We start from the raw sequence: 21,791 nt of genomic DNA on the forward strand, positions 1-21,791 counted from the left end.
GGTGGCCGGCATTTTGCCGCCCTCGGGCCGAAGATCCACGGCGACGAGGAACCATCGTTCTGCTCTGCCGTTCGCCTGGAACAGTGGACGAGACGGATAAAAAGGACAGGCTCATGGATTTTCAGTCGAAAGTTGCACTGGTCACAGGCGCAGGGTCAGGCATTGGCAAAGCGTCGGCACTTGCACTTTCCAAGGCAGGCGCTCGGGTGGCGCTTCTTGGCCATACAAAAAGCGAGCTGGAAAAGGCAGCGGATGAGTTGCGCGCCGCAGGCGGCGATGCGCTGGCGCTGACCGCGGATGTTTCCAGCGACGAGGAGATGAAGGCTGCCCTCGACAGGCTGATCGACCATTTTGGCCAGTTGGACGTGGTGGTGGCCAATGCCGGCATCAATGGTGTGTGGGCGCCGATCGATGATCTGAAGCCGGAGGAGTTTGACAAGACCATCGCGGTGAACCTGCGCGGCACTTACCTCACCCTGCATCATGCCGTGCCGCACCTGAAGCGAAAAGGCGGGGCGATCGTCGTCGTCTCCTCGATCAATGGCAACCGCACCTTCACATCCCCCGGCGCCACCGCCTATTCCGCAACGAAGGCGGCGCAGGTGGCGATCGTCAAGCAGCTGGCACTGGAACTCGGACGCCACCACATCCGCGTCAACGCCGTCTGCCCCGGCCAGATCGACACTGAAATCGATGACAACACCCACAAACGCGCCGAGGAAGAAACCGCGATCCCGGTCAACTTTCCGGACGGTGAGATCCCTGTCAGCGACGGCAAGCCGGGCACGAGCGCCGATGTCGCCGACGTCATTCTTTTTCTCTCTTCAGACGCTGCTCGCCATGTGACCGGCACGGACGTCTATGTGGATGGCGGGCAGGGGCTGTTGCGGTAATACCTGATCAGTCATCACGGATCGAAAAACTCGCGCCACTGGTTTTCGCCCATCAGGCAATCGGTCTTGTTAGCGGGGGCAGCGATGCGGTGGATTTTCGGGGATGTCAGGCCGCTCACTTCCATCACCAGCTTGCGGCGGATGGCGACGGCAAAGTCTTCGGCCGTGTGGACCGGCAGTACAAAGGAGCCGGGGCCGCCGATGACGCAATCGCCGTAATATTTGTCGAGGCCGCCTGTGGTGCCGGACGGGCGCAGCATGATGGCAAGGCCATTGATGATGATGCCTGCCTCCACCGCCTTGTCACGCGCAAGTTCTACCGGGCCGCCGATATTATTCGGCCCGTCGCCGGAGACGTCGATCACCTGGCGCATACCGCGATAGGGATTGGCGACGATGCTGGTTGCGCCATAGGCGATGGCCGCCGAAATCGAGGTGCGGCGCTGGGTGGCAATTGGGCGGGCGGCAAGCTTTGCGGCAAAGGCTGCGGCATCTTCTGGCGTTTCGATCACCTGCCAGTCGATGACGGACGTCTTGTCCACGTCGCCGGCCCATTCGAAATAGGAAATGGCGATCTTGCCGATCAACCCGCCGCGCACGGCATTGATGAATTCGGCGTGCTGGAGGGCGTTGATATAACCCTCGCGCTGGATGCGCACTTCCTCGTAATCCATGGAGCGCGAGGTATCGACGGCCAGCACCAGTTCTACATCGACATCGCCGCTTGACGATTGGACCGCCGCCGTCTCGACGCCGGCGCCACCTTGCGCGGGTGCTGCGTATGGTAAAGCGCTAAGGCTCATGAGCATGGCAAGTGTGGCAAGCATGGGCAATCCCGTCACAAGCACTCGGTGATGAAGTCTAACACAGGCCCGGCGGCAGGCGAGGGGCGACCTTTTCAGTCACGTCACGTTTCAGTGATTGCTTGAACACGGGAGGCCCACGAAAGCGCGCTGCCCCTCTCCTGCTGTTGCCTAAAAAATAATCATAATGACGCCGATTGTGTGCAGGAGTATTGCCGGACCTCGCGCAAAGGCCGGTTTCCGGCCGCTTCAGATTGGCACGTCGATTGCATCGTAGTTCCCGAGTTAGCCGCTAGGGTTCCGGCATCGAAAGATGTGGCTGGTCCGAGAGCGGCTCCCGGCGGGGAGACATTCCGCCGGGTGCACGGCGGGACAAAAGCCCGGGAGACCTCGTAAGCCAAGGGATTGGCGGCGCGATGGTCCATGCCGATCCCTTTTTGAGATGAGCCAAAAGGGGAATTGCACATGCAGACTTTTTCAAAGCTTCTTTCGATGACGGCGCTTTCCGCCGTACTGGCCTTAACCGGCCTCTCCTCTGCTGAGGCAGCACCAAAGAAGGATTTCAAGGTTGCCTGGTCGATCTATGTCGGCTGGATGCCCTGGGGTTATGCCGCAGACCACGGCATCGTCAAGAAATGGGCCGATAAATACGGCATCAACATCGAGGTCACTCAGTTCAACGATTACGTGGAATCGATGAACCAGTATACGGCCGGCGCCTTCGATGCGGTGACGCTGACCAATATGGACGGGCTCTCCATTCCGGCCGCCGGTGGTGTGGATACGACGGCCGTCATCGTCGGAGATTTTTCCAACGGCAATGATGCGGTGATCCTGAAGGACAAGGCCAGCCTTGCCGATATCAAGGGCCAGAACGTCAATCTCGTCGAGTTCTCCGTTTCGCATTACCTGCTTGCCCGCGCGCTTGAAAGCATCGGCTCGTCCGAGCGTGACGTGAAAGTGGTCAACACATCCGACGCCGACATGGTCGCCGCCTACCAGACGCCTGATGTCACGGCCGTTGTGACCTGGAACCCGCTCGTCTCCACCATTTTGGAGGACAAGTCGGCCAAGGCGGTGTTCGACAGCTCGAAAATCCCCGGCGAGATCATGGACCTGATGGTCGCCAATTCCGAGGTGCTGAAGGACAATCCCGATTTCGGCAAGGCGCTCGCCGGGATCTGGTATGACACGATGAAGGTGATGACCGCCGAGAGCGATGAGGGCAAGGCGGCCCGCACCGCCATGGGCACCGCCTCCGGCACGGACCTCAAGGGTTTCGAGGCGCAGATGGCCGCCACAAAACTGTTCGACAAGCCGGCCGATGCGCTTGCCTTCACCACCTCGCCAAACTTGCCGAAGACCATGAACCTGGTGCGCGCCTTCCTGTTTGAAAAAGGCTTGCTCGGCAATGGTGCGCCGTCTGCAGATGTCATCGGCATCGAGATGCCTGATGGGACGGTGCTCGGCGACAAGGCCAACGTGAAGTTCCGCTTCACCGGCACCTACATGGATGCCGCCGCCAAGGGCGCTCTCTGATCTCCCTGTTGGCGGGCCTCTGCTTCTGGCCCGTCAACAGCATCCCCTAAAGGAGAGACAATGCGCTGGATAAATTCTCATCCCGGAAACGGTGCACGGCTGATGCTGGCGCTGATGCCCTTCGTGCTGCTGATCATCGCCTATATGGCCGGTTCTGCAGAACGTCTCGCGGAAAACCCCAATGACAAGCTTCTGCCGGGGCTCGCCGCCCTTGGTGATGCCATAAACCGTATGGCCTTCGTGGCCGATCCGCGCACCGGCGACTATCTCCTGTGGTCGGATACGGCGGCAAGCCTGACGCGGCTTGCCGCAGGCCTTGGCATCTCCACCGCCATTGCCCTGCTGCTCGGCCTTGTCATCGGCATCCTGCCGTTTGCGCGCGCCGCCTTGTCGCCTTTTGTCGGGGCGATTTCCATGGTGCCGCCGCTGGCGCTTCTGCCCATCCTCTTCATCGTGATGGGGCTTGGGGAAGCCTCCAAGATCGCGCTGATCGTGATTGGCGTTGCGCCCATCATGGTGCGCGACCTTTCCCTGACCGCGCTCTCATTGCCGCGCGAAATGATCGTCAAGGCCGAGACGCTGTCGGCGTCCTCCTGGCAGATTGCGCTGCGCGTCGTGCTGCCGCAGATCCTGCCGCGCCTCATCACCGCCCTTCGCCTGCAGCTTGGCCCGGCCTTCCTGTTTCTGATCGCCGCCGAAGCGATTTCTTCCGATAGCGGGCTCGGTTACCGCATCTTTCTCGTGCGCCGTTATCTCTCGATGGACGTGATCTTCCCTTACGTCATCTGGATCACGCTTCTGGCTGTCGTGGCCGATGTGCTGCTCGATCGGCTGCGCATTGCCGTCTTTCCCTGGTCTGAACTGGAGAAGGGCAAATGAGCGCGCTTTCGGTTCAAAACCTCTGGAAGGAATATGGCGACCAGATCGTCCTGGAAAACGTCTCCATCGAGATCGAATCCCGTGCTTTCGTTGCCCTTGTCGGACCCTCCGGCTGCGGAAAATCGACGTTTTTGCGCATGCTGCTTGGCCAGGAAAGCCAGACGCGGGGCGAGATCCTGCTCGACGGGCAGGCCCTGCCGAAAGAGCCGGGGCCGGATCGCGGTGTCGTATTTCAGCGCTATTCGGTGTTTCCGCATCTGACCGTGCTTGGCAATGTCATGTTCGGCAAGGAGTTGCTGGCCTCGCGGCTGGCGGCGCGCCTGTTCGGTTCGGCTCGCCGCACGGTGGAGGAAGAAGCCCGCGCGATGATTGCAGCCGTTGGCCTGATGGGGTCTGAGGGCAAACATCCGGCGCAGCTTTCCGGTGGCATGCAGCAGCGGCTGGCGCTGGCGCAGGCGCTGATCATGCGCCCCAAGGTTCTGCTTCTGGATGAACCCTTCGGCGCTCTCGATCCCGGCATTCGCGCCGAAATCCATGTGCTGATGAAAAAGCTCTGGCACGAAGCGCCGATGACCGTCGTCATGGTGACGCATGACATGCGCGAGGCTTTTACGCTTGGAACCCGCGTCGTGGCGTTTGAGCGCCCGCGCGACCGGCCGGAGGAAAAGTTGCGTTACGGCGCAACCATTACCCGCGACATCACCATCTGGCCGCCGCGACAGGCGGGTCAGGCCTCAATCTTTCGCCCAGACCGGGACGGCCCGGTCTCTTCACAGGGTCAATAGCCGGGACGACCCGGCCGACATCCACTGGAGATGAACATGCATATCCGCCGTTCTGAAGATGAAATCGCCGCCAACCGGGCGCGTTACGAAGAACACCAGCGCCAAGGGCTGAATGCCACGCCGAAGGCTCTGCCCGGCAAAAGCGAAAAGCCCGCGCCGGCCATTGCAAATGACAGGGTCATTCACCGGGAGATCATCCCCGGCGGCTGGTACTGGGCTACCCGCGTGAAGGCAAACGAGGTGCTGCGCATCTCGCTCGACGAGGGTTTTTCGACGCTGTCGCTGATTGCCTGGAATGCTGAGGACACCACGGAGCGACTGAACCTGCCTGATACGGTGAAGGTGCAGTGGACCACAGGTCTTGCCAAGGGCCGGGTGATTTTTTCCGACATGGGCAAGGTGATGTTTTCCATCATCGAAGACAGCTGCGGGGCTCATGACGTGCTGATGGGGGGCTCGACGGCCTCTTCCAACGCGAAAAAATATCCCGGCGCCAATGGTCCGGCGCTTCGCAACACGCGCGACAATTTCGTGCTGCTCGCCACCAAGGCCGGCCTCGACAAGCGAGACATTCCGGCAGCCCTTGCGCTTTTTGCGCCTGTGCGTGTCGATGCTGATGGCAAATTCCTCTGGAAGCCGGAGCTTGTGAGTGATGGCGACTACGTGGACCTGCGCGCCGAGATGGACATGATCGTCGGCGTTTCCAACTGCCCGCATCCGCTCGATCCGAACCCGGTCTATGCGCCCCACGCGGTGACCGTCACGCGCCTGTCCGCATCCGAACCTGTCGCCGACGATCTCTGCCGCACAGCCACTCCCGAAGCCGTGCGCGGCTTTGAAAACAACGCATTTGCGGCTCTGTGAGAGGAGAGAAACCATGACCCAATTTGTCCAGACCTCTGCCTCCCGCACGCTGAAAAATACCGTTCAGGACCATTATATCGCTGCCGAAGCGCCATTTTCGACCGTGGTGAAAAAGGGCCAGATCCTGCGCATCGAGGACACATTTGGCCAGCAGGCCATCGATACGCTGTTTTACAATGCGCACGATTTTTCCGAGCGTTATTCCAGCCAGGACACGATGCGCGAGCAGGGTGCCGCCTATATCTCCACGGGCACCAAAATCCTCTCGTCCGAAGGCCGGGTCATGGCCACCATGACTGCCGATACCTGCGGTCGCCATGATACATCCGCCGGTGCCTGCTCGTGTGAGAGCAATACCGTGCGCTTCGGCCATTACACGAAATACCTGCATGCCTGCCGCGACAATTTTGTGCTGGAAGTCTCCAAACACGGCATGAGCAAGCGCGATGTCGTCGCCAATATCAATTTCTTCATGAACGTGCCGATCGAACCCTCGGGCGAAATGACCATAGTCGACGGCATTTCTGCGCCGGGCGACTATGTGGAACTGAAGGCGGAGATGGATGTGCTGCTCGTCATTTCCAATTGCCCGCAGATCAACAATCCCTGCAACGGCTTTGATCCGACACCGGTGCGTGTGCTCGTCTGGGAGGGTGAGGACGCCTGATGTTTGAAAAAGTCCTGATCGCCAATCGCGGCGAAATCGCCGTGCGGGTCATCCGCACGCTCAAGAGAATGGGCATTGCCTCGGTTGCCGTCTATTCCGATGCCGACCGGTTTTCCAAAGCCGTTTTGATGGCCGACGAGGCGGTGCGGCTTGGGCCAGCACCGGCGTCCGAAAGCTATTTGAATGTCGATGCGGTGATTGCCGCCTGCCGGCAGACGGGTGCTGAGGCCGTGCATCCCGGCTACGGCTTTCTGTCGGAAAACATCGGTTTTGCCGAACGCTTGAAGGCTGAGGGCATCACCTTCATTGGACCGAGCCCCGAAAACATCGCCGATTTTGGCCTCAAACACACAGCCCGTGCATTGGCGAAAGTGAGCGGCGTGCCGCTGCTGCCAGGTTCAGATCTGCTCGCGGATCGTGAGGCAGCACTGACGGCTGCGCAAGACATCGGTTATCCCGTCATGCTGAAATCCACCGCCGGCGGCGGCGGCATCGGTATGCAGCTTTGCGATACGCCAGAGAGTTTGGCTGCCGCCTTCGACAGCGTGCAGCGCACGGCAAAATCCAGCTTTGGCGATGCCCGCGTTTATCTGGAACGTTTTGTCTCGAAGGCCCGCCATGTGGAAGTGCAGATCTTTGGTGATGGCAAGGGTCGGGTGATTGCGCTCGGCGAGCGCGATTGTTCGCTGCAGCGGCGAAACCAGAAGGTAATTGAGGAGACTCCGGCGCCGGGCCTCTCCGATGCCGTGCGCAAGAGCCTGCATCAGGCGGCGGTCTCGCTTGGGCAGCAGGTGAATTACGCCTCTGCCGGAACCGTTGAGTTCATCTATGATCCCGCGCGTGAGGAATTTTATTTCCTTGAGGTCAACACCCGTCTTCAGGTGGAGCATCCGGTGACGGAAGCGGTGTTCGGCGTTGATCTCGTCGAATGGATGATCCGGCAGGCGGCCGGCGAAGATGTGCTGACGGGCCGCGAAAACCTCGTGCCCAAGGGGGCGGCCATCGAGGCGCGCATCTATGCGGAAATGCCGCATGCCGGTTTTCGCCCGAGCGCCGGGCTGCTGACCGAAGTCAGCTTTCCAGACAACGTGCGTGTCGATGGCTGGATCGAGACGGGAACGGAGGTGACGCCGTTTTACGATCCGATGCTTGCCAAGCTGATCGTTTCGGCAGACACGCGCGATGACGCGATTGCGGCGCTCTCCGATGCGCTGGATAAAACCGCGCTCTCCGGCATCGAAACCAATCTCGACTATCTGAAAGCCATTGCCGCCTCGGATCTTTTCGGCAGCGGTGATGTCGCGACCACGGCGCTGAAGGATTTCGACTTTACCCCTGATGTCATCGAGGTCATTGCACCCGGCGCGCAATCGTCTCTCCAGGAACTGCCGGGCCGGCTCGGCCTCTGGCATGTGGGCGTGCCGCCTTCGGGGCCGATGGATGCGCGCTCGTTTGCCCATGCCAACCGGCTGGTCGGCAATCATGATCATACGGCCGCGCTGGAACTGACCGTCTCCGGCCCTGTGCTGAAATTCTTTTCCGATACGGTCGTGGCGCTGGCCGGTGCCGTGATGCCGATGGCGGTGGATGGCAAGCCGGTGGCCCATGACGAGGCGGTGCTGGTAAAAGCTGGCCAGACGCTGACGATTGGCAGCATTTCAGGCGCTGGCCAACGGGCCTATCTGGCGGTTGCTGGCGGGTTTGCAGCCCCTGTCGTCCTCGGCTCACGCGCCACGTTCGGCCTTGGCCAGTTCGGTGGCAATGCTACCGGCACGCTTCGCGCCGGCCATGTGTTGCGCCTGGCGCGGGCAAAACAAATCGGACAAAAGCCGGCGGATGAGCCGGCAGAACTGACGCGCGAATGGTCTGTCGGCGTTGTTTATGGCCCCCACGGCGCACCGGATTTCTTCCTTGCCGAAGACATAGAGACGTTATTTTCGACCGAATACGAGGTCCACTTCAATTCTGCTCGCACCGGCGTACGCCTCATTGGTCCAGCACCCAAATGGGCGCGTGAGGATGGCGGAGAGGCGGGGCTGCACCCCTCCAACCTGCATGACAACGCTTATGCCATCGGCGCCATTGATTTCACCGGCGACATGCCGATCATTCTGGGGCCTGATGGTCCAAGCCTCGGCGGCTTTGTCTGCCCGGCGGTGATTGCCCGCGATGAGCAGTGGAAGATGGGCCAGTTCAAGCCGGGCGATCGGATCCGGTTTCATGCGGTGGCGCGGGATGCGGATGCTGGCTTGGCAGCACCGACCGTTTCTCCTGCGCACTCCGCCACCGGTTCCCCAATCCTTGCGACCGACATCACCGGCCCGGTCCCCGTCGTTTATCGCCGGCAGGGCGATGACAATCTGCTGGTGGAATATGGCGAGATGCAGCTCGACATCGCCATCCGCATGCGCGTTCACCTGCTGATGCAGGCGGTGCAGGCGGCAGAGCTTCCGGGGCTGATCGACCTCACGCCCGGCATCCGCTCATTGCAGATCCATTATGACGGCGCGACACTGTCCCGTGCAAAGCTGCTCGGCCTGCTCCGGGAGATCGAGCAAAACCTGCCGCCGGTATCGGAGGTGAAGGTGCCAAGCCGCACCGTCTGGCTGCCGCTGTCGTGGAATGATCCTGAAGCCGAGCTTGCCATGCGCAAGTATCAGGAACTGGTGCGTCCCAACGCGCCCTGGTGCCCGTCCAACATCGAGTTCATCCGCCGCATCAATGGGCTTGCGGATGAGCAGGCGGTGAAGGATACCATCTTCAATGCCTCCTATCTGGTGATGGGCCTTGGCGACGTCTATCTCGGCGCGCCGGTGGCGACCCCGCTTGATCCGCGCCACCGGCTGGTGACGACAAAATACAATCCGGCGCGCACCTGGACGCCGGAAAATGCCGTCGGCATCGGCGGCGCCTATATGTGCATTTATGGCATGGAGGGGCCGGGCGGTTACCAGCTGTTCGGGCGCACTATTCAGGTGTGGAACACTTGGCGGCAAACGGATGTCTTTACAAAGGGGAAACCCTGGCTTCTCGATTTCTTCGACCAGATCCGCTTTTTCCCCGTCTCCCATGAGGAATTGATGGAGGCGCGCGCCGCCTTCCCGCATGGCGGTTATCCGATCCGCATCGAGGAGGGTGAATTCTCCTACGCCGATTACGCGGCCGAGCTTGCCCGCAATGCCGACAGCATCAAGGATTTCAAGCAGGGCCAGCAGGCAGCCTTCGAGGCAGAACGCCGGCGCTGGAAGGAAGAGGGGCTCGACAGTTTCATCACCGACGAAGGGGCAGGCCCCGGCCTTGGCGGCGATATTCCCGAAGGCTGCTTCGGGGTGGAAAGTGCCGTGCCCGGCAATGTCTGGAAATTGCTGGTCGAGGAAGGCCAGAGGGTCGAGGCTGGCGAGACGCTCGCCATCATCGAATCCATGAAGATGGAAATCAATATAACCGCCCATGCTAGAGGCACGGTGCGCGATCTGCGCGCCGGACCGGGCCGCAACGTCAAGGCCGGCGACGTGCTGGTTGTTCTGGAGGAAGTTCAATGATCCCCGCCATTCTCGATCTCGCCTCGCTGAAGGCACTTTATGCCGCAGGCCTTTCCCCGCTCGATCTCTTGGAAGAGGTCATTGCCCGCCGCAAGGCCTCGGATGATCCGGCGATCTTTATCACTGAAACGCCGGATGACGACCTTCGAGCTGCCGCCAAAGCGCTGGTGGAGACGGCGCCGGAGCCGAACAGTCTGCCCCTCTGGGGCATTCCCTTTGCGGTGAAGGACAATATCGATGTGGCGGGCCTGCCGACGACGGCTGCCTGCCCGGCCTTTGCTTACTCCCCGGAAAAGGATGCAACCGTGGTTGCGCGCCTGAAGGCGGCCGGCGCCATCGTTATCGGCAAGACCAATCTCGACCAGTTCGCGACGGGCCTCAATGGCACGCGATCTCCTTACGGTGCGCCGCGCTCGGTGTTTGACAAGGCCTATGTCTCGGGCGGTTCCTCTTCCGGTTCCGCGGTTTCTGTGGCAGCGGGTCTGGCAAGCTTTGCGCTTGGCACCGATACCGCTGGCTCCGGCCGCGTGCCGGCCGCCTTCAACAACCTTGTCGGCATCAAGCCGACGCCGGGTCTGGTGCCGAATGTCGGCGTTGTGCCCGCCTGCCGTAGCGTCGATGTCGTGACCATTTTTGCAGCGACGGTTGGCGATGGCGTGGCGGTTCGCAAGGTGATGGACGGTTATGATGCGGGCGATCCCTATTCCCGCAAGGCTACCCCCGCCGCCCTTCCGGCCTCTGGTCTGAGGATCGGCGTGCTTGACAGTGCCGAGCGCGAGTTCTTCGGCAATACCGAGGTGGAAGCGCTGTATGATGCCGCCATCGCGCGGGCAAAATCGCTCGGTGCCACCATCGTGCCCTTCGATTATGCGCCGTTTAGGCAGGCGGCCGAACTGCTCTATAACGGCCCGTGGGTGGCTGAGCGCCTGGCAGCGGTCAAGGATTTTATCGGGACAAATGCCGATGATTTTGACCCGACCGTGCGCACGATTATCGAGGGTGCAAAGGCCTATGATGCGGTCGATGCCTTCGAGGGGCAATACAAGCTCGGGCATCTGCGCCAGAAGGCGATTGCCGAATGGCAAGGCCTCGACATGCTGATGCTGCCGACCTCGCCCACCACCTATACGGTGGAGGCGATGCTGAACGATCCGATCGTCAAGAACAGCCATTTCGGCCGTTATACGAACTTCGCCAATCTCTTTGGTTATGCGGCGATTGCAGTTCCCGGTGGTTTCGGCGCCGATGGTCTGCCAAGCGGCGTCACCCTGTTTGGCCCGTCCTTTTCCGACGATGCACTGGCGCCCTTTGCCGATGCCCTGCACCGCGCCTGCGCCCCCGGCATGGGCAAGGACAGAGCGGCCAGCCTGCCGGACGTCTCGAAAGTGGCAGAAGCCGATGACGGGCTCGTCACCATCATGGTCGTTGGTGCCCACCTGACCGGCATGCCCTTGAACCACGAACTGACCGGACCCGGCGGCACGCTGCTCAAAACCTGCCGCACGGCCGGTGATTACCGGCTTTACGTTCTGCCCAATACCACACCGCCAAAGCCCGGCCTGATCCGCGAGCCCGGTTTTGACGGCAAGGGGCTCGAGGTTGAGGTGTGGAAGGTAACGCCATCAGCCTTCGGGCGTTTCGTGCAGAACATTCCAGCCCCGCTCGGCATCGGCAAGGTCACGCTGGACGATGGCTCCCAGGTGTCCGGTTTCCTCTGCGAGCCCTATGCCATCAAGGGCGCGCAGGAAGTGACGGAGCTTGGCGGCTGGCGCGCCTATATCGCGTCCCGCAAGCCGTCGTAGTGTCTGATCGGCGAAAGGGTGGAAGCCGGCCTGCCTTGGCGGGCCTGCTCACCCTTCGTTCCAATCGTTCTCAGGCGGCCTGTTCGGCAAATTGCACCGTGGCATGAAACACATGGTCGTTGCCGTTGCGGGTCTTGCAGGACAGGATCAGGCTTGCGCCCATCTGCGTCACCATCCGGTCTGCAATGGCAAGGCCAAGGCCGGAGCCGGGGGCGCGGTCATTGCCGCGGGCAAAGCGCTGGCGCAGGTGCGAAAGCTCAACATCGGAGAGCGCCGGCGAGGCATTGGTGACGCGCACCGACTGCCCGTCCTCGACGAAAATGTCGATTGGCGCCTGGCCAATCCCATGCAGGCCGGCGTTTTCGATGAGATTGCGCAGGACGATGGCAAACGCGTCCGGATCTGCCGGCCAGCGCAGGTGATCCCTTGTGCCGCGGTGATAGCGGATGCGGCCCTGCAGCGGCCCGGACCGGTTGAACTCGTCCACCAGCATGTCGACGATCGGCACGAGGTCATTTGTCTCGCGACCAGCGCCGATGCCCGCTTCCGCGCGGGACAGCTGCAGCAGCTTTTCATTGAGGGCCGCCAGCCGGCGAAGCGCGCCATCGGCCCGCTTGGCATGTTCGCGGGCGCTGCCTTCGGGCAATTCCTCCAGCAGCACCTCCACCTGGGCGCGTGCGCCGGCAATCGGTGTGCGAAGCTCGTGGGCGCTGTTGGCCGTCAGTTCCCGTTCGGCCTCCAGCGCCGCCGTGAGGCGTGACAGAAGAACGTTGACCGACTGGCTGATCGGCAGGATTTCCTTCGGCAGGCCATCCAGTTCGACGGGGGACAGGTTGCCGCTGTCCTTCATGGCAATCTCGGCGCGCAGCCGGTCCACCGGCAGAAGGGCGCGCCGGACGATCCACCAGATCGCCGCGATGGTGATCGGCAGCAGCACCAGGATCGGCATCAGAAGCGCCGTCATGCCTTCCAGTGCCGCCTCCCGGCGATGATCGAGCGAATCGGCCACCTGCACGAAAAGCGAACTGCTCACGGCCGAAACCGTGAAGATGCGCTTGGTTTCGTCGTTCCAGAAGCCCGGCGTCAGCGGGGCCGGATAGGGATCGGACGTCACGTTGTGGGAATGCATGAGGACGCGGCCATCCGCATCGCGCACCTGATAGGTGAGATATTCGTCCGGCACGCTGCCGCGCAGCGCCGTCAGCTTGCGTGGCGTCGTTGCATCCTCGCGCAGGTAAAGATCGTCCACCACCAGCGGCACCAGCCGCTCGGCGGTTTCCTGCAGCGAGCTGTCGAAGATTTCGCCAAATTCTTCGCGCATCACGGAAACGCCAAGCCCGACTGCCAAAAGCCAGAACAGGAAGAGTGCGGCCGAAAGCCAGATGATCAGCTGTTTTGCAATGCTGCCGCTCTTAGCGTTCATCGCTCACCATCCGGTAGCCGATGCCGCGCACCGTTTCGATTGTGGCGCGCCCCAGCTTGCGGCGCAGGCGGCTCACATAGACTTCCACCGTATTGCTTTCGATTTCGGCGCCGAAGGAATAGAGGGCCTCCTCGATCTGGTTTTTCCCGACGATTGCGTTGCGCCGGGCAGACAGCATTTCCAGAACTGCCCATTCACGCGCTGAAAGCGCCAGTTGCTCGCCGTTTGTGCGTGCCACCCGTCGCTCGGAGAGAAAGATCTGCAGGTCGCCGATCTCGATCATCGGCACCTGATGGGCTCCGTAACGGCGGGCAACGGCGTGGATGCGGGCCTCCAACTCGCCAAGGTCGAAAGGTTTGACGAGATAATCGTCGGCGCCGGCATTGAGGCCCTCGATCCGGTCGGACACCTGGTCATGGGCGGTCAGGATGATCACGGGCGTCTTGTCGCGCTTGGCCCTCAGCGCTTTCAGGATGTTCAGCCCGTGGCCATCGGGAAGGCGCAGATCCAGGAGGATGAGGCCGTATTCCGCGGCATGAAGGCAAGCCTCAGCGTTTTCCTGGTCCTTTGCCCAGTCGACGGCATGGCCCTGGCGGGACGCATGCGTTTTGACCGCATCGCCCAGCGTTACATCGTCTTCCACAAGTAGAATTCTCAAAGATTGCGTCCCCTCATTCCGACATGGCTTCAGCCATGACCCGCCAGGCTGACAGGGGCCTGAAGGTTTGCGACATGTCTTCTTCCGCCGCCTTCAGGTCCATGTCAGCAACCGCCCCCAACTTCCAGAGTGTCACCAACTCATGGAGAAACCAATGCGATTTTTGATCACCCTCACCACTGCCACCCTTGGCGTTACACTTGGCCTTGCAGGCATTGCTGCCGCCAAGGATAAATGCAACGTGCCCGTGGCCGACTGGCAGCCGCGTGCCACGCTTCAGGCAAAGCTTGAGGCGGAAGGCTGGAAGGTGCGTTCGATCAAGACGGAGGATGGCTGTTACGAGGCCTATGCCATCAATGCTAAGGGAGAAAAGGTGGAAGCCTATTTCGACCCCAAGAGCCTTGCCTCTGTCGGCATGAAGATCGAGAACTGATCATGCCGGCGGTGGTCAAGGTCTGGGATCCTTACGTGCGCGTCTTTCACTGGGGCCTGGTTTTGAGCTTTGCCATTGCCTGGGCATCGGCAGACGAGATGCGTGAACTGCATGAATTTGCCGGTTATACCGCCGGAACGCTGGTGGTCGCGCGTCTCCTGCTCGGGGTGGCCGGATCGCGCTACGCGCGCTTTTCGCAATTTGTGCGCCGACCCTCCCGCATCATTGCCTATGCGGGCGATGTGGTGGTGCATCGGGAGCGGCGTTATCTCGGACACAATCCGCTGGGGGGGCTGATGGTGCTGGCGCTGATCGCCCTCATCGCCGCGATTGCCACCACCGGCTGGCTGCAGACAACGGATGCCTATTGGGGCATTGAATGGGTGGAAGACCTGCATCGGCGCCTGGTCAATGTGCTGATCGGCTGCGTTTTGCTGCATCTTATCGGCGTCCTCGTCGCAAGCCTGCGCCACGGAGAAAATCTCGTGCGCGCCATGGTGACGGGCCTGAAACGTGCGCCGGAACCCGGCGATGTGATCTGAGCAGCACACGTTTTAATGGAAAATGCCGGTGCTCTGGATAGATCCACGGCGCCGGCTTTTTCGTCAAGACGGGTTTGACGGCTTATCATTCGCCGACATCGCGACGGGCAGCGCTATCTCCGCTGCAACAGGGCTTCCGCTTCCAGGCGGGTCGGGGCACCCAGCCGTCCGCCGAAAACGGTGCATTTGAGGGCGGCAGCGGCCGAGGAGAGGCGGATGGCCTGCCGGGCAGGCATTCCCTCGGCAATCGCCAGCGCAAAAGTGCCATGAAAAATATCGCCTGCGGCCAGCGTATCAACAGCCGTGACGCCAAATGCCGGCTCGAAGAAAAGCGTGTCCTTGCCGGGCTCGCTCCAGTAACAGCCTGCCGGTCCGGCCGTAACGGCAATGAAGATGTCCGGATAACGCGCCTGCAACAGGGGCACCATGGAGGCAACCTCGCCGGCGCCGGTGAGGCTGCGGGCGGCCGGTTCCGAAAAGATGATGTGACTGGCAGCCGGCGCCAGCCTCTCCAGCGTGTCCACCGGGGCAACGTCGCCGTCGAGAATGGCCGGCTTGCCCATTTGACGCGCCATGGTCAAAACATCGAGCGCCATGTCGGGCCAGCGCACATCCACAAGCACGGCATCGAAGGCTGCAAGGTCACCGGCCGTGCAGGAGCGTTTGGTCTCGTGCAGCTTGTGATCGTAAAAGGGCACGATCAGCCGTTCCCCCGCGGGATCGATGAGGATTGTCGACAGAGCCGAGCGGGCATCTTGGACGATCACCATGCCATCGGTCTCGATGCCGCTCTGGCCGAGATCCCGCACAATGCGTTGACCCGTCTCGTCATCCCCAACCGCACCCCAGAGGCTTGCGCGGCCACCCATGCGGACAACGGCATAGGCGGCACTGGCCGCCATTCCCTCAGCAATCTGCTCCATGGCATAGGGCAGAACCTTGCCCTCGCCACGCGGCATTTCATGCACGCGAAACAGTGTGTCGAGCACGGCCGCGCCCACGCACAGCACGTGCCTGGGCGGGTTTGCCGGCAGGATACCGGCGGGTTTCAAACCCTTTGCCATGGTCAGAGACGCTTGCCGGTCTCGGCGTCGAACAGATGCATGGAGTTGGGATCGATGGCGATCTGGATCGTATCGCCAAACCGCACATCCAGCCGCTCGCGAAACAGGCAGGCGATCTCGTCGCCCTTGCAGGTGAGCTTGGCATAGATTTCAGACCCGGTGCCCTCCACCAGTCCCACCCGTCCCTCGATGCCGCCGGTTGCCACAGCGCGGATATGCTCCGGGCGAATACCGCAGACGAGATTTCTGCCGCCGAGCGATGCAGGGTTTGCCGTTGACGGCAGCGGCAGCGTCAGGCCGTTGACCGTGCGGAACACACCCTCTTCCACCCGGCCTTGGACGAAGTTCATCGCAGGCGAGCCGATGAAACCGGCGACAAAAAGGTTTGCCGGGCGATCGTAAAGGTCGAGCGGTGCGCCGATCTGCTCGATGACGCCGTCATGCAGCACCACGATCTTGTCGGCCATGGTCATGGCTTCCACCTGATCGTGGGTCACATAGATGGTGGTGGTGCCGATGCGCTGGTGCAGCGCCTTGATTTCGCCGCGCATCTGCACACGAAGCTTTGCGTCCAGGTTGGACAGCGGCTCGTCGAAGAGAAAGACCTGCGGATCGCGCACCAGAGCGCGGCCCATGGCGACGCGCTGGCGCTGGCCGCCGGAGAGCTGCCGCGGATAACGCTCCATCAGGCTTTCAAGGCCGAGAATGGAGGCGGCCCGGTCGACCTTGGCCTTGGTTTCCTCTACGCTCACCTTCTTCAGCTTCAGCGCAAAGCCCATATTGTCCTTGACGGTCATGTGCGGATAAAGCGCGTAGTTCTGGAAGACCATGGCGATATCGCGGTCGCGGGCCGGCAGGTTGGATACCTCCCGGGTGCCGATGCGGATTTCACCCTCGGTCAATTCCTCAAGGCCTGCAATCATCCGCAGAAGCGTGGATTTTCCGCAGCCGGAGGGGCCGACAAGGGCGACAAACTCGCCATCCTTGATGTCGATATCGATGCCGTGGATGACGTGGACCGCGCCGAAACGCTTCTGGACATTTAGAATATTGACTGGTGCCATTTTAATGATCCCGTAATGAGCCTTGATTGGGCTATGCCTCAGCCGCCCTTGACGGCGCCGGCGGTCAAGCCCGCAACAATCTGTTTCTGCGCAAACATGGTGAGCAAGAGCACCGGCAGCGTGACGATCAGCGCAGCCGCCGCCAGCGGCCCCCAGCTGACCTGCTCGAAGGACAGCATGTTGTAGACGGCAACCGGCAGCGTGCGCGTTTCGCGGCTGGCCAGCACAATGCCGAAGACAAAGTTGTTCCAGGAGAAGATCACCGCCAGGATGAAGGACACGACGATGCCGGGCTTGGCAATCGGCAGCGCGACGAGGCGAAACACCTGCCAGGACGAGGCGCCATCGATGCTGGCTGCTTCCTCCAATTCCTTCGGCGTCGTTTCAAAATAACCGATCATGATCCAGACGACGATCGGGACCGTGACCACGAGATGGATGATGATCTGCGGCCAGAGCGTGCCGAGCATGTTCAGCCATTGGAACAGCAGGAACAGCGGAATGAGGAAGGAAAGGCCGGGTGTCATGCGGGCGATCATGATGATCACCGCCGATTTTTCAGCCTTCAGCCGTGCGATGCCATAGCCGGCCGGCACGCCGATCAAGAGCGCCAGAAGCGTGGCTGCGCCGGTGACCAAGATCGAATTCCAGAAATAGAGGAAGAAATTGTTCTCCTCGAAAACCTTCACATAATTCGACCAGGCAAACCGTTCCGGGATGAAGATCGGCGGATAGGCGCCGTTGTCGATCTCGTATTTCAAGGACAGCGAGATCATCCAGAGGAAGAACAGGATAACCGGCGAAATCATCACCAGGGCCACGAAGAACAGGCCGATCCGGTCGAGTGTCTTGCGTTTCATCAGCGTTCCTCCATCTCGGACCAGTTGGCCCGCTGGCGCACCATCAACAGCACGAAGGAGAGTGCCACGATGGCCATGAAGAAGACGACGGCCATGGCAGAGCCGTAACCGATGTCGTAATAGGCAAAGGACGTGTTGTAGAGGTAGATGTTGATCGTCTCCGAGGCCGTGCCCGGGCCGCCTTGTGTCATCGCATAGATGATGTCGAAGCTTTTGACGGCATCAATGGAGCGGATGATCACCGCTATCATCAGGAAGGGCGCAATCATCGGCATGGTGAGATAACGGAATTTCTGCCAGGCATTGGCGCCATCGATCTCGGCGCTCTCATACGGCTCGCGCGGCACGGCGGCGAGACCGCCAAGCACGATCAGCATGACCAGCGGCGTCCACTGCCACGTCTCCACCAGTACCAGCGAGGGAATGACGGTCGACTGGTTGTAGATCCATTCGAGCGGCCCGATGCCGATGAAGGACAGGAGATAGTTGAGCACGCCGAGCTGGGGATGAAACATCATCGTCCACACAAGCGCGATGGCAACCGGGGTTGCCATCATCGGCATGACGAACACGCCGCGCAGGAAACCGCGCATGGGAAACTCGGCATCGAACACCAGGGCCGCGAGCGTTCCCAGAAACAGCGGCGCCACCACAGACAAGACGGTGTAAAGCAGCGTGTGCCAGAGAGAATCCCAGAAGCGGCTATCCCCCGCCAGTCGGATATAGTTCTCGAAACCGATGAAGCTTTGCTCCTGGCCGAGCGTCCAGCGATGCGCGCTCATCCACAAGGTAAACACCCAGGGGAAGACGATCACGGCCGAGATGACGACCAGCGCCGGAATGACGAAGGGCCAGTAGTTGGGAGCAAGCCGCGTGGGCTTGCTCCTCTTGGCGCCGCGCGTACCGGCGGATGTGTTTTCCATGCTCACGGAGGCCATTATCCCTCGCTTCGCGCCAGGACAGGTGCGAACTGTTCCGTCGCCTTTTTCAGTTCGGTTGCCGGATCGGCACCGCCAATCATGTTGGTGAGACCGACGCCAAACGTGTCGCGGAATTCCGTGACCGGAATGATGACCGGAAGCGCCAGCTGCGACACCTTGCCGGAGCCAACCACCGCATCGAGCCAAGCGGCCGGCATTTTCACGCCTTCGCGCACCTTCTGGTCTTCCAGGATCGACTGGCGGAAGGGAACGCCGGCACCGGCCTGCAGCAGGCGGGCGCCCATCTCGTGCGAGATTGCCCACTGGCAGAACAGGTAGGCTGCTTCCTTCTTGGTGCTGGCTTCCACAACGCCGAGGCCATCGCCGAATGTGCCAGCTGCCTGTGCGGCCGGCCCCTTCGGCATCACGCCATAACCGACCTTGCCGACGACGCGGGATTTTTCCGGATTTTCGATCGGCGGGGCAAAACCGACGCCATCAAACCACATGCCGATCTTGCCCTGCAGGAAGGCCGATTGCGCTTCTGCCCAGTTGAAACCGGAAACGCCGGGAGGGGCCGCCTTCGTCATCAGGCGCTGATAGAGCTTGGCGGCTTCTACGGCTTCCTTGGTATCCGTTGACAATTTCCCATCGGCACCGATCGGCTTTGCGCCATAGCCCAGCATCAGCGATGTCCAGACCGGCGTATTGGCGTTTTTCAGGCCGCGCGCGACGAAACCATAGGTATTGGTGGAGGGATCGGTGATCTTTTCGGCCGCCGTGACCATTTCCTCGAAAGTCTGAGGGTATTTGAGGCCCTTTGCGTCAAAAAGATCCTTGTTCCAGTAGACGATCCAGTAATCCACCGAGAAGGGAAGCGAGCGCAGCACGCCGGCCTGATCCTTGGCAAACTGCATGCCGGCTTCGGCAAAATCGCTTTCGACGAGCGACGGATCGGTCAGCGACGGGTCTTTCAGGAAGCCGCTGATATCGGCCAGCCACTTGCCTTTTTCGAACTGGCGCTTCTGCACATGGTAGCTCAGATGCACCACGTCGAAGCTCGGCTTGCCCGACGATAGCTCGATCACGACCTTCTGGCGCTGCTGCTGCTCAGGCGTTGCCTCGGCATTGACCTTGATGCCGGTCAGCGCCTCGAATTCCGAGAGATACTTGATCAACGTTTCGCTGCGCGGGCTTTTGACCAGATTGACTTCCAGCGTGGTGCCGGCATGTTTTTTCCAGTTGACCGCAGCCGATGCCGGGCGGATGCCCAGAAGGGCGCTGCCGCCGATGGCGGTGGTGCCGGCCAGGAACCCACGGCGCGTGGGGTTGAGCCATGAATGCGTCATTCGTTTCTCCTCCATTGAACCGGGATCTCCTCACCCCGGCTTTGTTTCCTATACGGCCAGCGCCCTGTCCCTCGCGTTGCGGATATGGGCAGACAGCCGCTCCACAGCCTCGTCCACCGAGCGTCGCTCGACGGCTTCGAGAATGGCCAGATGCTCTTTCATGACAGAGGCCACGTGGCCCGCAATGCGAAAGCGCTCCTGGTTGATGAGGCGCATCTTGATCGAATTGACCCGGTAGGCATTCGAGATGATCGAATTGCCGAGCCGGTCGATAAAGGCGTCGTGCATGCCCCAGTCAACCGCTTGGGCATGCTGATCGAGTTCGCTCGAAACCTTGCCATTGGCTGCGGCTTCGGCAATCTCGCGATGGTCCTTCAACAGCTTGGCGATTTCCTCGTCCGACACCGACAGCGTGAAAAGCGCCAGCGCTTCCTTTTCGAGAAACATGCGGAACTGGAAAGCCTCGCGGATCAGGTTGAGGTCGATATGGGCAACCTGCAGGCCCCGCTGCGGCACGGTCTTGATCAGCCCGTCCGCCTCGAGCCGCGGAATGGCCTCGCGGATTGCGCCGAGAGGCAGTCCCGTCAGTTCGACAAGGCGACGCTGCGAGATGAACTGGCCCGGACGAACATCGCGCAACAGAAGGTGCTGCGTAAAACTTTCATACGCACGCTCCCGAAGGCTTGTCTGTTCGCCGTTCTCGTCCATGCCCACTCCCTTTTGAGGCGGCCTCAGGCTGCCTTTTGGTGAAACAGCCTGTCGAAGGCCCCTTCGATCCTCGCACGATCTTCAGCCGAGAGGGCAATCAGCGGCGCGCGCACGTCAAGCCAGACATTTTCTCCCGTCGTATGAGATAACAGCACCTTGACCGCCGGTGTTACCGGAAACTTCAGAAGCTCCACAACAAGATCCTCGATGCGCTTGTCGTCGCGCCCGTCGACGGCCATGGCTCTCACGTCCTGCGTCAGGAAATTGGCCACACCGGAAATTGCGCCCTGGCCACCAAGACGCACGCCGCGCGCCAGATCGCGCTCGTCACCGATGAGGATGATGAGGTCGCCGTGTTCTTTCAGCAGCTGCTCGGTATAGGACCAGGTGCCCGACGAATCCTTGACGCCGGTGACGATGCCGGGGAAGGCAGCGCGCAGACGCCCGACCAGCTCGACAGACAGCGCAACTATGGTGACGGACGGAATATTGTAGACAAGAATATCGCGGGCGCCGGCTCCGATCTTGGCAAAAACGGCCGAGAACCAGGCAAACAGCCCGTCATCGCTGACATTCTTGAAATAGGAGGGCGGGGCAAGAAGAATGTTGCGCACCCCGGCAGACAGCGCTTGTGCTGCCTGGTCTGCAGCGTCCTCAATGGAATCCACCAGCACGCCGACAACGATGTTCGATGGCGAGATCCCGGCTTCGAGAAAGGCGCCAAGCACTGCCTCGCGTTCGCGGCTGCCGATGGAGCAGCCTTCGCCGGTGGTGCCAAACAGGGTGACACTGTTGCAGCCCTGCGCGAGGCAACGGCGTGCATGCGCGATCATGTGTTCAATATCTATCGTCCCGTCCGTACTGAACGGGCTTGTGAGTGCAGCCGAAAGGCCGAATTTCTGGGTCACCTGCAAGGCTCCTCCTCCAACGTGAGTAAGCTTTGATAACGCACTAACATGTTAGCTGTAAATGGCTAATCGCAATAAAATTTACGCT

The 21,791-nt window shown here is 61.1% G+C and carries 20 protein-coding genes and 1 riboswitch; of the genes, 10 read left to right on the plus strand and 10 right to left on the minus strand.

Going from position 1 to position 21,791, the window contains the following annotated elements; translation table 11 throughout:
* Nucleotides 1-113 precede the first annotated feature (113 nt).
* Nucleotides 114-893, plus strand: a complete 780-nt coding sequence (locus AC4CWH_RS19480) for an SDR family oxidoreductase (protein WP_491321980.1) — start codon at nucleotides 114-116, stop codon at nucleotides 891-893.
* A 14-nt stretch (nucleotides 894-907) separates the two neighbouring features.
* On the opposite strand, the gene AC4CWH_RS19485 is transcribed toward AC4CWH_RS19480, so the two are convergent.
* On the minus strand, nucleotides 908-1,720 hold the full coding sequence (locus AC4CWH_RS19485; protein WP_491321981.1) for a DUF1194 domain-containing protein: 813 nt from the start codon (nucleotides 1,718-1,720) through the stop codon (nucleotides 908-910).
* 257 nt (nucleotides 1,721-1,977) lie between these two features.
* A riboswitch (guanidine-I (ykkC/yxkD leader) is annotated at nucleotides 1,978-2,085 on the plus strand.
* A gap of 76 nt (nucleotides 2,086-2,161) precedes the next feature.
* Here AC4CWH_RS19485 and AC4CWH_RS19490 point away from each other — a divergent pair.
* From AC4CWH_RS19490 to atzF, 7 genes are read left to right on the plus strand one after another with little or no spacing between them, the layout of a single operon-like run.
* On the plus strand, nucleotides 2,162-3,235 hold the full coding sequence (locus AC4CWH_RS19490) for a putative urea ABC transporter substrate-binding protein (RefSeq protein WP_491321982.1): 1,074 nt from the start codon (nucleotides 2,162-2,164) through the stop codon (nucleotides 3,233-3,235).
* A gap of 60 nt (nucleotides 3,236-3,295) precedes the next feature.
* A complete protein-coding gene (locus tag AC4CWH_RS19495) occupies nucleotides 3,296-4,114 on the plus strand; it encodes an ABC transporter permease (protein ID WP_491321983.1) in 819 nt (272 codons plus the stop codon).
* Nucleotides 4,111-4,899 carry an ABC transporter ATP-binding protein gene (locus AC4CWH_RS19500; RefSeq protein ID WP_491321984.1) on the plus strand — a complete coding sequence of 263 codons (789 nt, stop codon included), beginning with the start codon at nucleotides 4,111-4,113 and terminating at the stop codon, nucleotides 4,897-4,899. Before AC4CWH_RS19495 ends, AC4CWH_RS19500 begins: the two co-directional genes overlap by 4 nt.
* A gap of 36 nt (nucleotides 4,900-4,935) precedes the next feature.
* Nucleotides 4,936-5,763: an urea amidolyase associated protein UAAP1 gene (locus tag AC4CWH_RS19505; RefSeq protein WP_491321985.1), complete on the plus strand. Its 828-nt coding sequence runs from the start codon at nucleotides 4,936-4,938 to the stop codon at nucleotides 5,761-5,763.
* Between the two features lie 13 nt (nucleotides 5,764-5,776).
* Entirely contained in the window at nucleotides 5,777-6,430 is a 654-nt protein-coding gene (locus AC4CWH_RS19510) for an urea amidolyase associated protein UAAP2 (protein ID WP_491321986.1), read from the plus strand.
* Entirely contained in the window at nucleotides 6,430-9,972 is a 3,543-nt protein-coding gene (uca, locus tag AC4CWH_RS19515; protein WP_491321987.1) for an urea carboxylase, read from the plus strand. The genes AC4CWH_RS19510 and uca overlap by 1 nt, the downstream gene beginning before the upstream one ends.
* Complete coding sequence (atzF, locus tag AC4CWH_RS19520) at nucleotides 9,969-11,774, plus strand: allophanate hydrolase (RefSeq protein ID WP_491321988.1); 1,806 nt, start codon at nucleotides 9,969-9,971, stop codon at nucleotides 11,772-11,774. The genes uca and atzF overlap by 4 nt, the downstream gene beginning before the upstream one ends.
* Nucleotides 11,775-11,844: 70 nt before the next feature.
* Here the strand turns inward: atzF and AC4CWH_RS19525 are convergent, their stop codons facing one another.
* Together AC4CWH_RS19525 and AC4CWH_RS19530 are read right to left on the minus strand one after the other, a co-directional pair.
* Nucleotides 11,845-13,197: a histidine kinase dimerization/phospho-acceptor domain-containing protein gene (locus AC4CWH_RS19525; protein ID WP_491321989.1), complete on the minus strand. Its 1,353-nt coding sequence runs from the start codon at nucleotides 13,195-13,197 to the stop codon at nucleotides 11,845-11,847.
* Nucleotides 13,187-13,855, minus strand: a complete 669-nt coding sequence (locus AC4CWH_RS19530; protein ID WP_491321990.1) for a response regulator transcription factor — start codon at nucleotides 13,853-13,855, stop codon at nucleotides 13,187-13,189. Before AC4CWH_RS19530 ends, AC4CWH_RS19525 begins: the two co-directional genes overlap by 11 nt.
* 154 nt (nucleotides 13,856-14,009) lie before the next feature.
* Here AC4CWH_RS19530 and AC4CWH_RS19535 point away from each other — a divergent pair, with 154 nt between their 5' ends.
* Nucleotides 14,010-14,288 (plus strand): PepSY domain-containing protein, encoded by a 279-nt coding sequence (locus AC4CWH_RS19535; protein WP_491321991.1) that lies wholly within the window; start codon nucleotides 14,010-14,012, stop codon nucleotides 14,286-14,288.
* 2 nt (nucleotides 14,289-14,290) lie between these two features.
* On the plus strand, nucleotides 14,291-14,830 hold the full coding sequence (locus AC4CWH_RS19540) for a cytochrome b/b6 domain-containing protein (RefSeq protein ID WP_491321992.1): 540 nt from the start codon (nucleotides 14,291-14,293) through the stop codon (nucleotides 14,828-14,830).
* 113 nt (nucleotides 14,831-14,943) lie between these two features.
* Here the strand turns inward: AC4CWH_RS19540 and AC4CWH_RS19545 are convergent, their stop codons facing one another.
* From AC4CWH_RS19545 to AC4CWH_RS19575, 7 genes are read right to left on the minus strand one after another with little or no spacing between them, the layout of a single operon-like run.
* Complete coding sequence (locus AC4CWH_RS19545; protein WP_491321993.1) at nucleotides 14,944-15,894, minus strand: sugar kinase; 951 nt, start codon at nucleotides 15,892-15,894, stop codon at nucleotides 14,944-14,946.
* Nucleotides 15,895-15,896: 2 nt separating this feature from the next.
* A complete protein-coding gene (locus tag AC4CWH_RS19550; protein ID WP_491321994.1) occupies nucleotides 15,897-16,958 on the minus strand; it encodes an ABC transporter ATP-binding protein in 1,062 nt (353 codons plus the stop codon).
* 38 nt (nucleotides 16,959-16,996) lie between these two features.
* On the minus strand, nucleotides 16,997-17,818 hold the full coding sequence (locus AC4CWH_RS19555) for a carbohydrate ABC transporter permease (RefSeq protein WP_491321995.1): 822 nt from the start codon (nucleotides 17,816-17,818) through the stop codon (nucleotides 16,997-16,999).
* Nucleotides 17,818-18,756 (minus strand): carbohydrate ABC transporter permease, encoded by a 939-nt coding sequence (locus AC4CWH_RS19560; protein ID WP_491287353.1) that lies wholly within the window; start codon nucleotides 18,754-18,756, stop codon nucleotides 17,818-17,820. Before AC4CWH_RS19560 ends, AC4CWH_RS19555 begins: the two co-directional genes overlap by 1 nt.
* Nucleotides 18,756-20,087: an ABC transporter substrate-binding protein gene (locus AC4CWH_RS19565; RefSeq protein WP_491287351.1), complete on the minus strand. Its 1,332-nt coding sequence runs from the start codon at nucleotides 20,085-20,087 to the stop codon at nucleotides 18,756-18,758. The genes AC4CWH_RS19560 and AC4CWH_RS19565 overlap by 1 nt, the downstream gene beginning before the upstream one ends.
* Before the next feature lie 48 nt (nucleotides 20,088-20,135).
* Entirely contained in the window at nucleotides 20,136-20,795 is a 660-nt protein-coding gene (locus AC4CWH_RS19570) for a GntR family transcriptional regulator (RefSeq protein WP_491287349.1), read from the minus strand.
* A gap of 23 nt (nucleotides 20,796-20,818) precedes the next feature.
* A complete protein-coding gene (locus AC4CWH_RS19575) occupies nucleotides 20,819-21,703 on the minus strand; it encodes a dihydrodipicolinate synthase family protein (RefSeq protein ID WP_491321996.1) in 885 nt (294 codons plus the stop codon).
* Nucleotides 21,704-21,791 lie beyond the last annotated feature (88 nt).

It is taken from the genome of Neorhizobium sp. PAMB6716, from assembly GCF_058242805.1.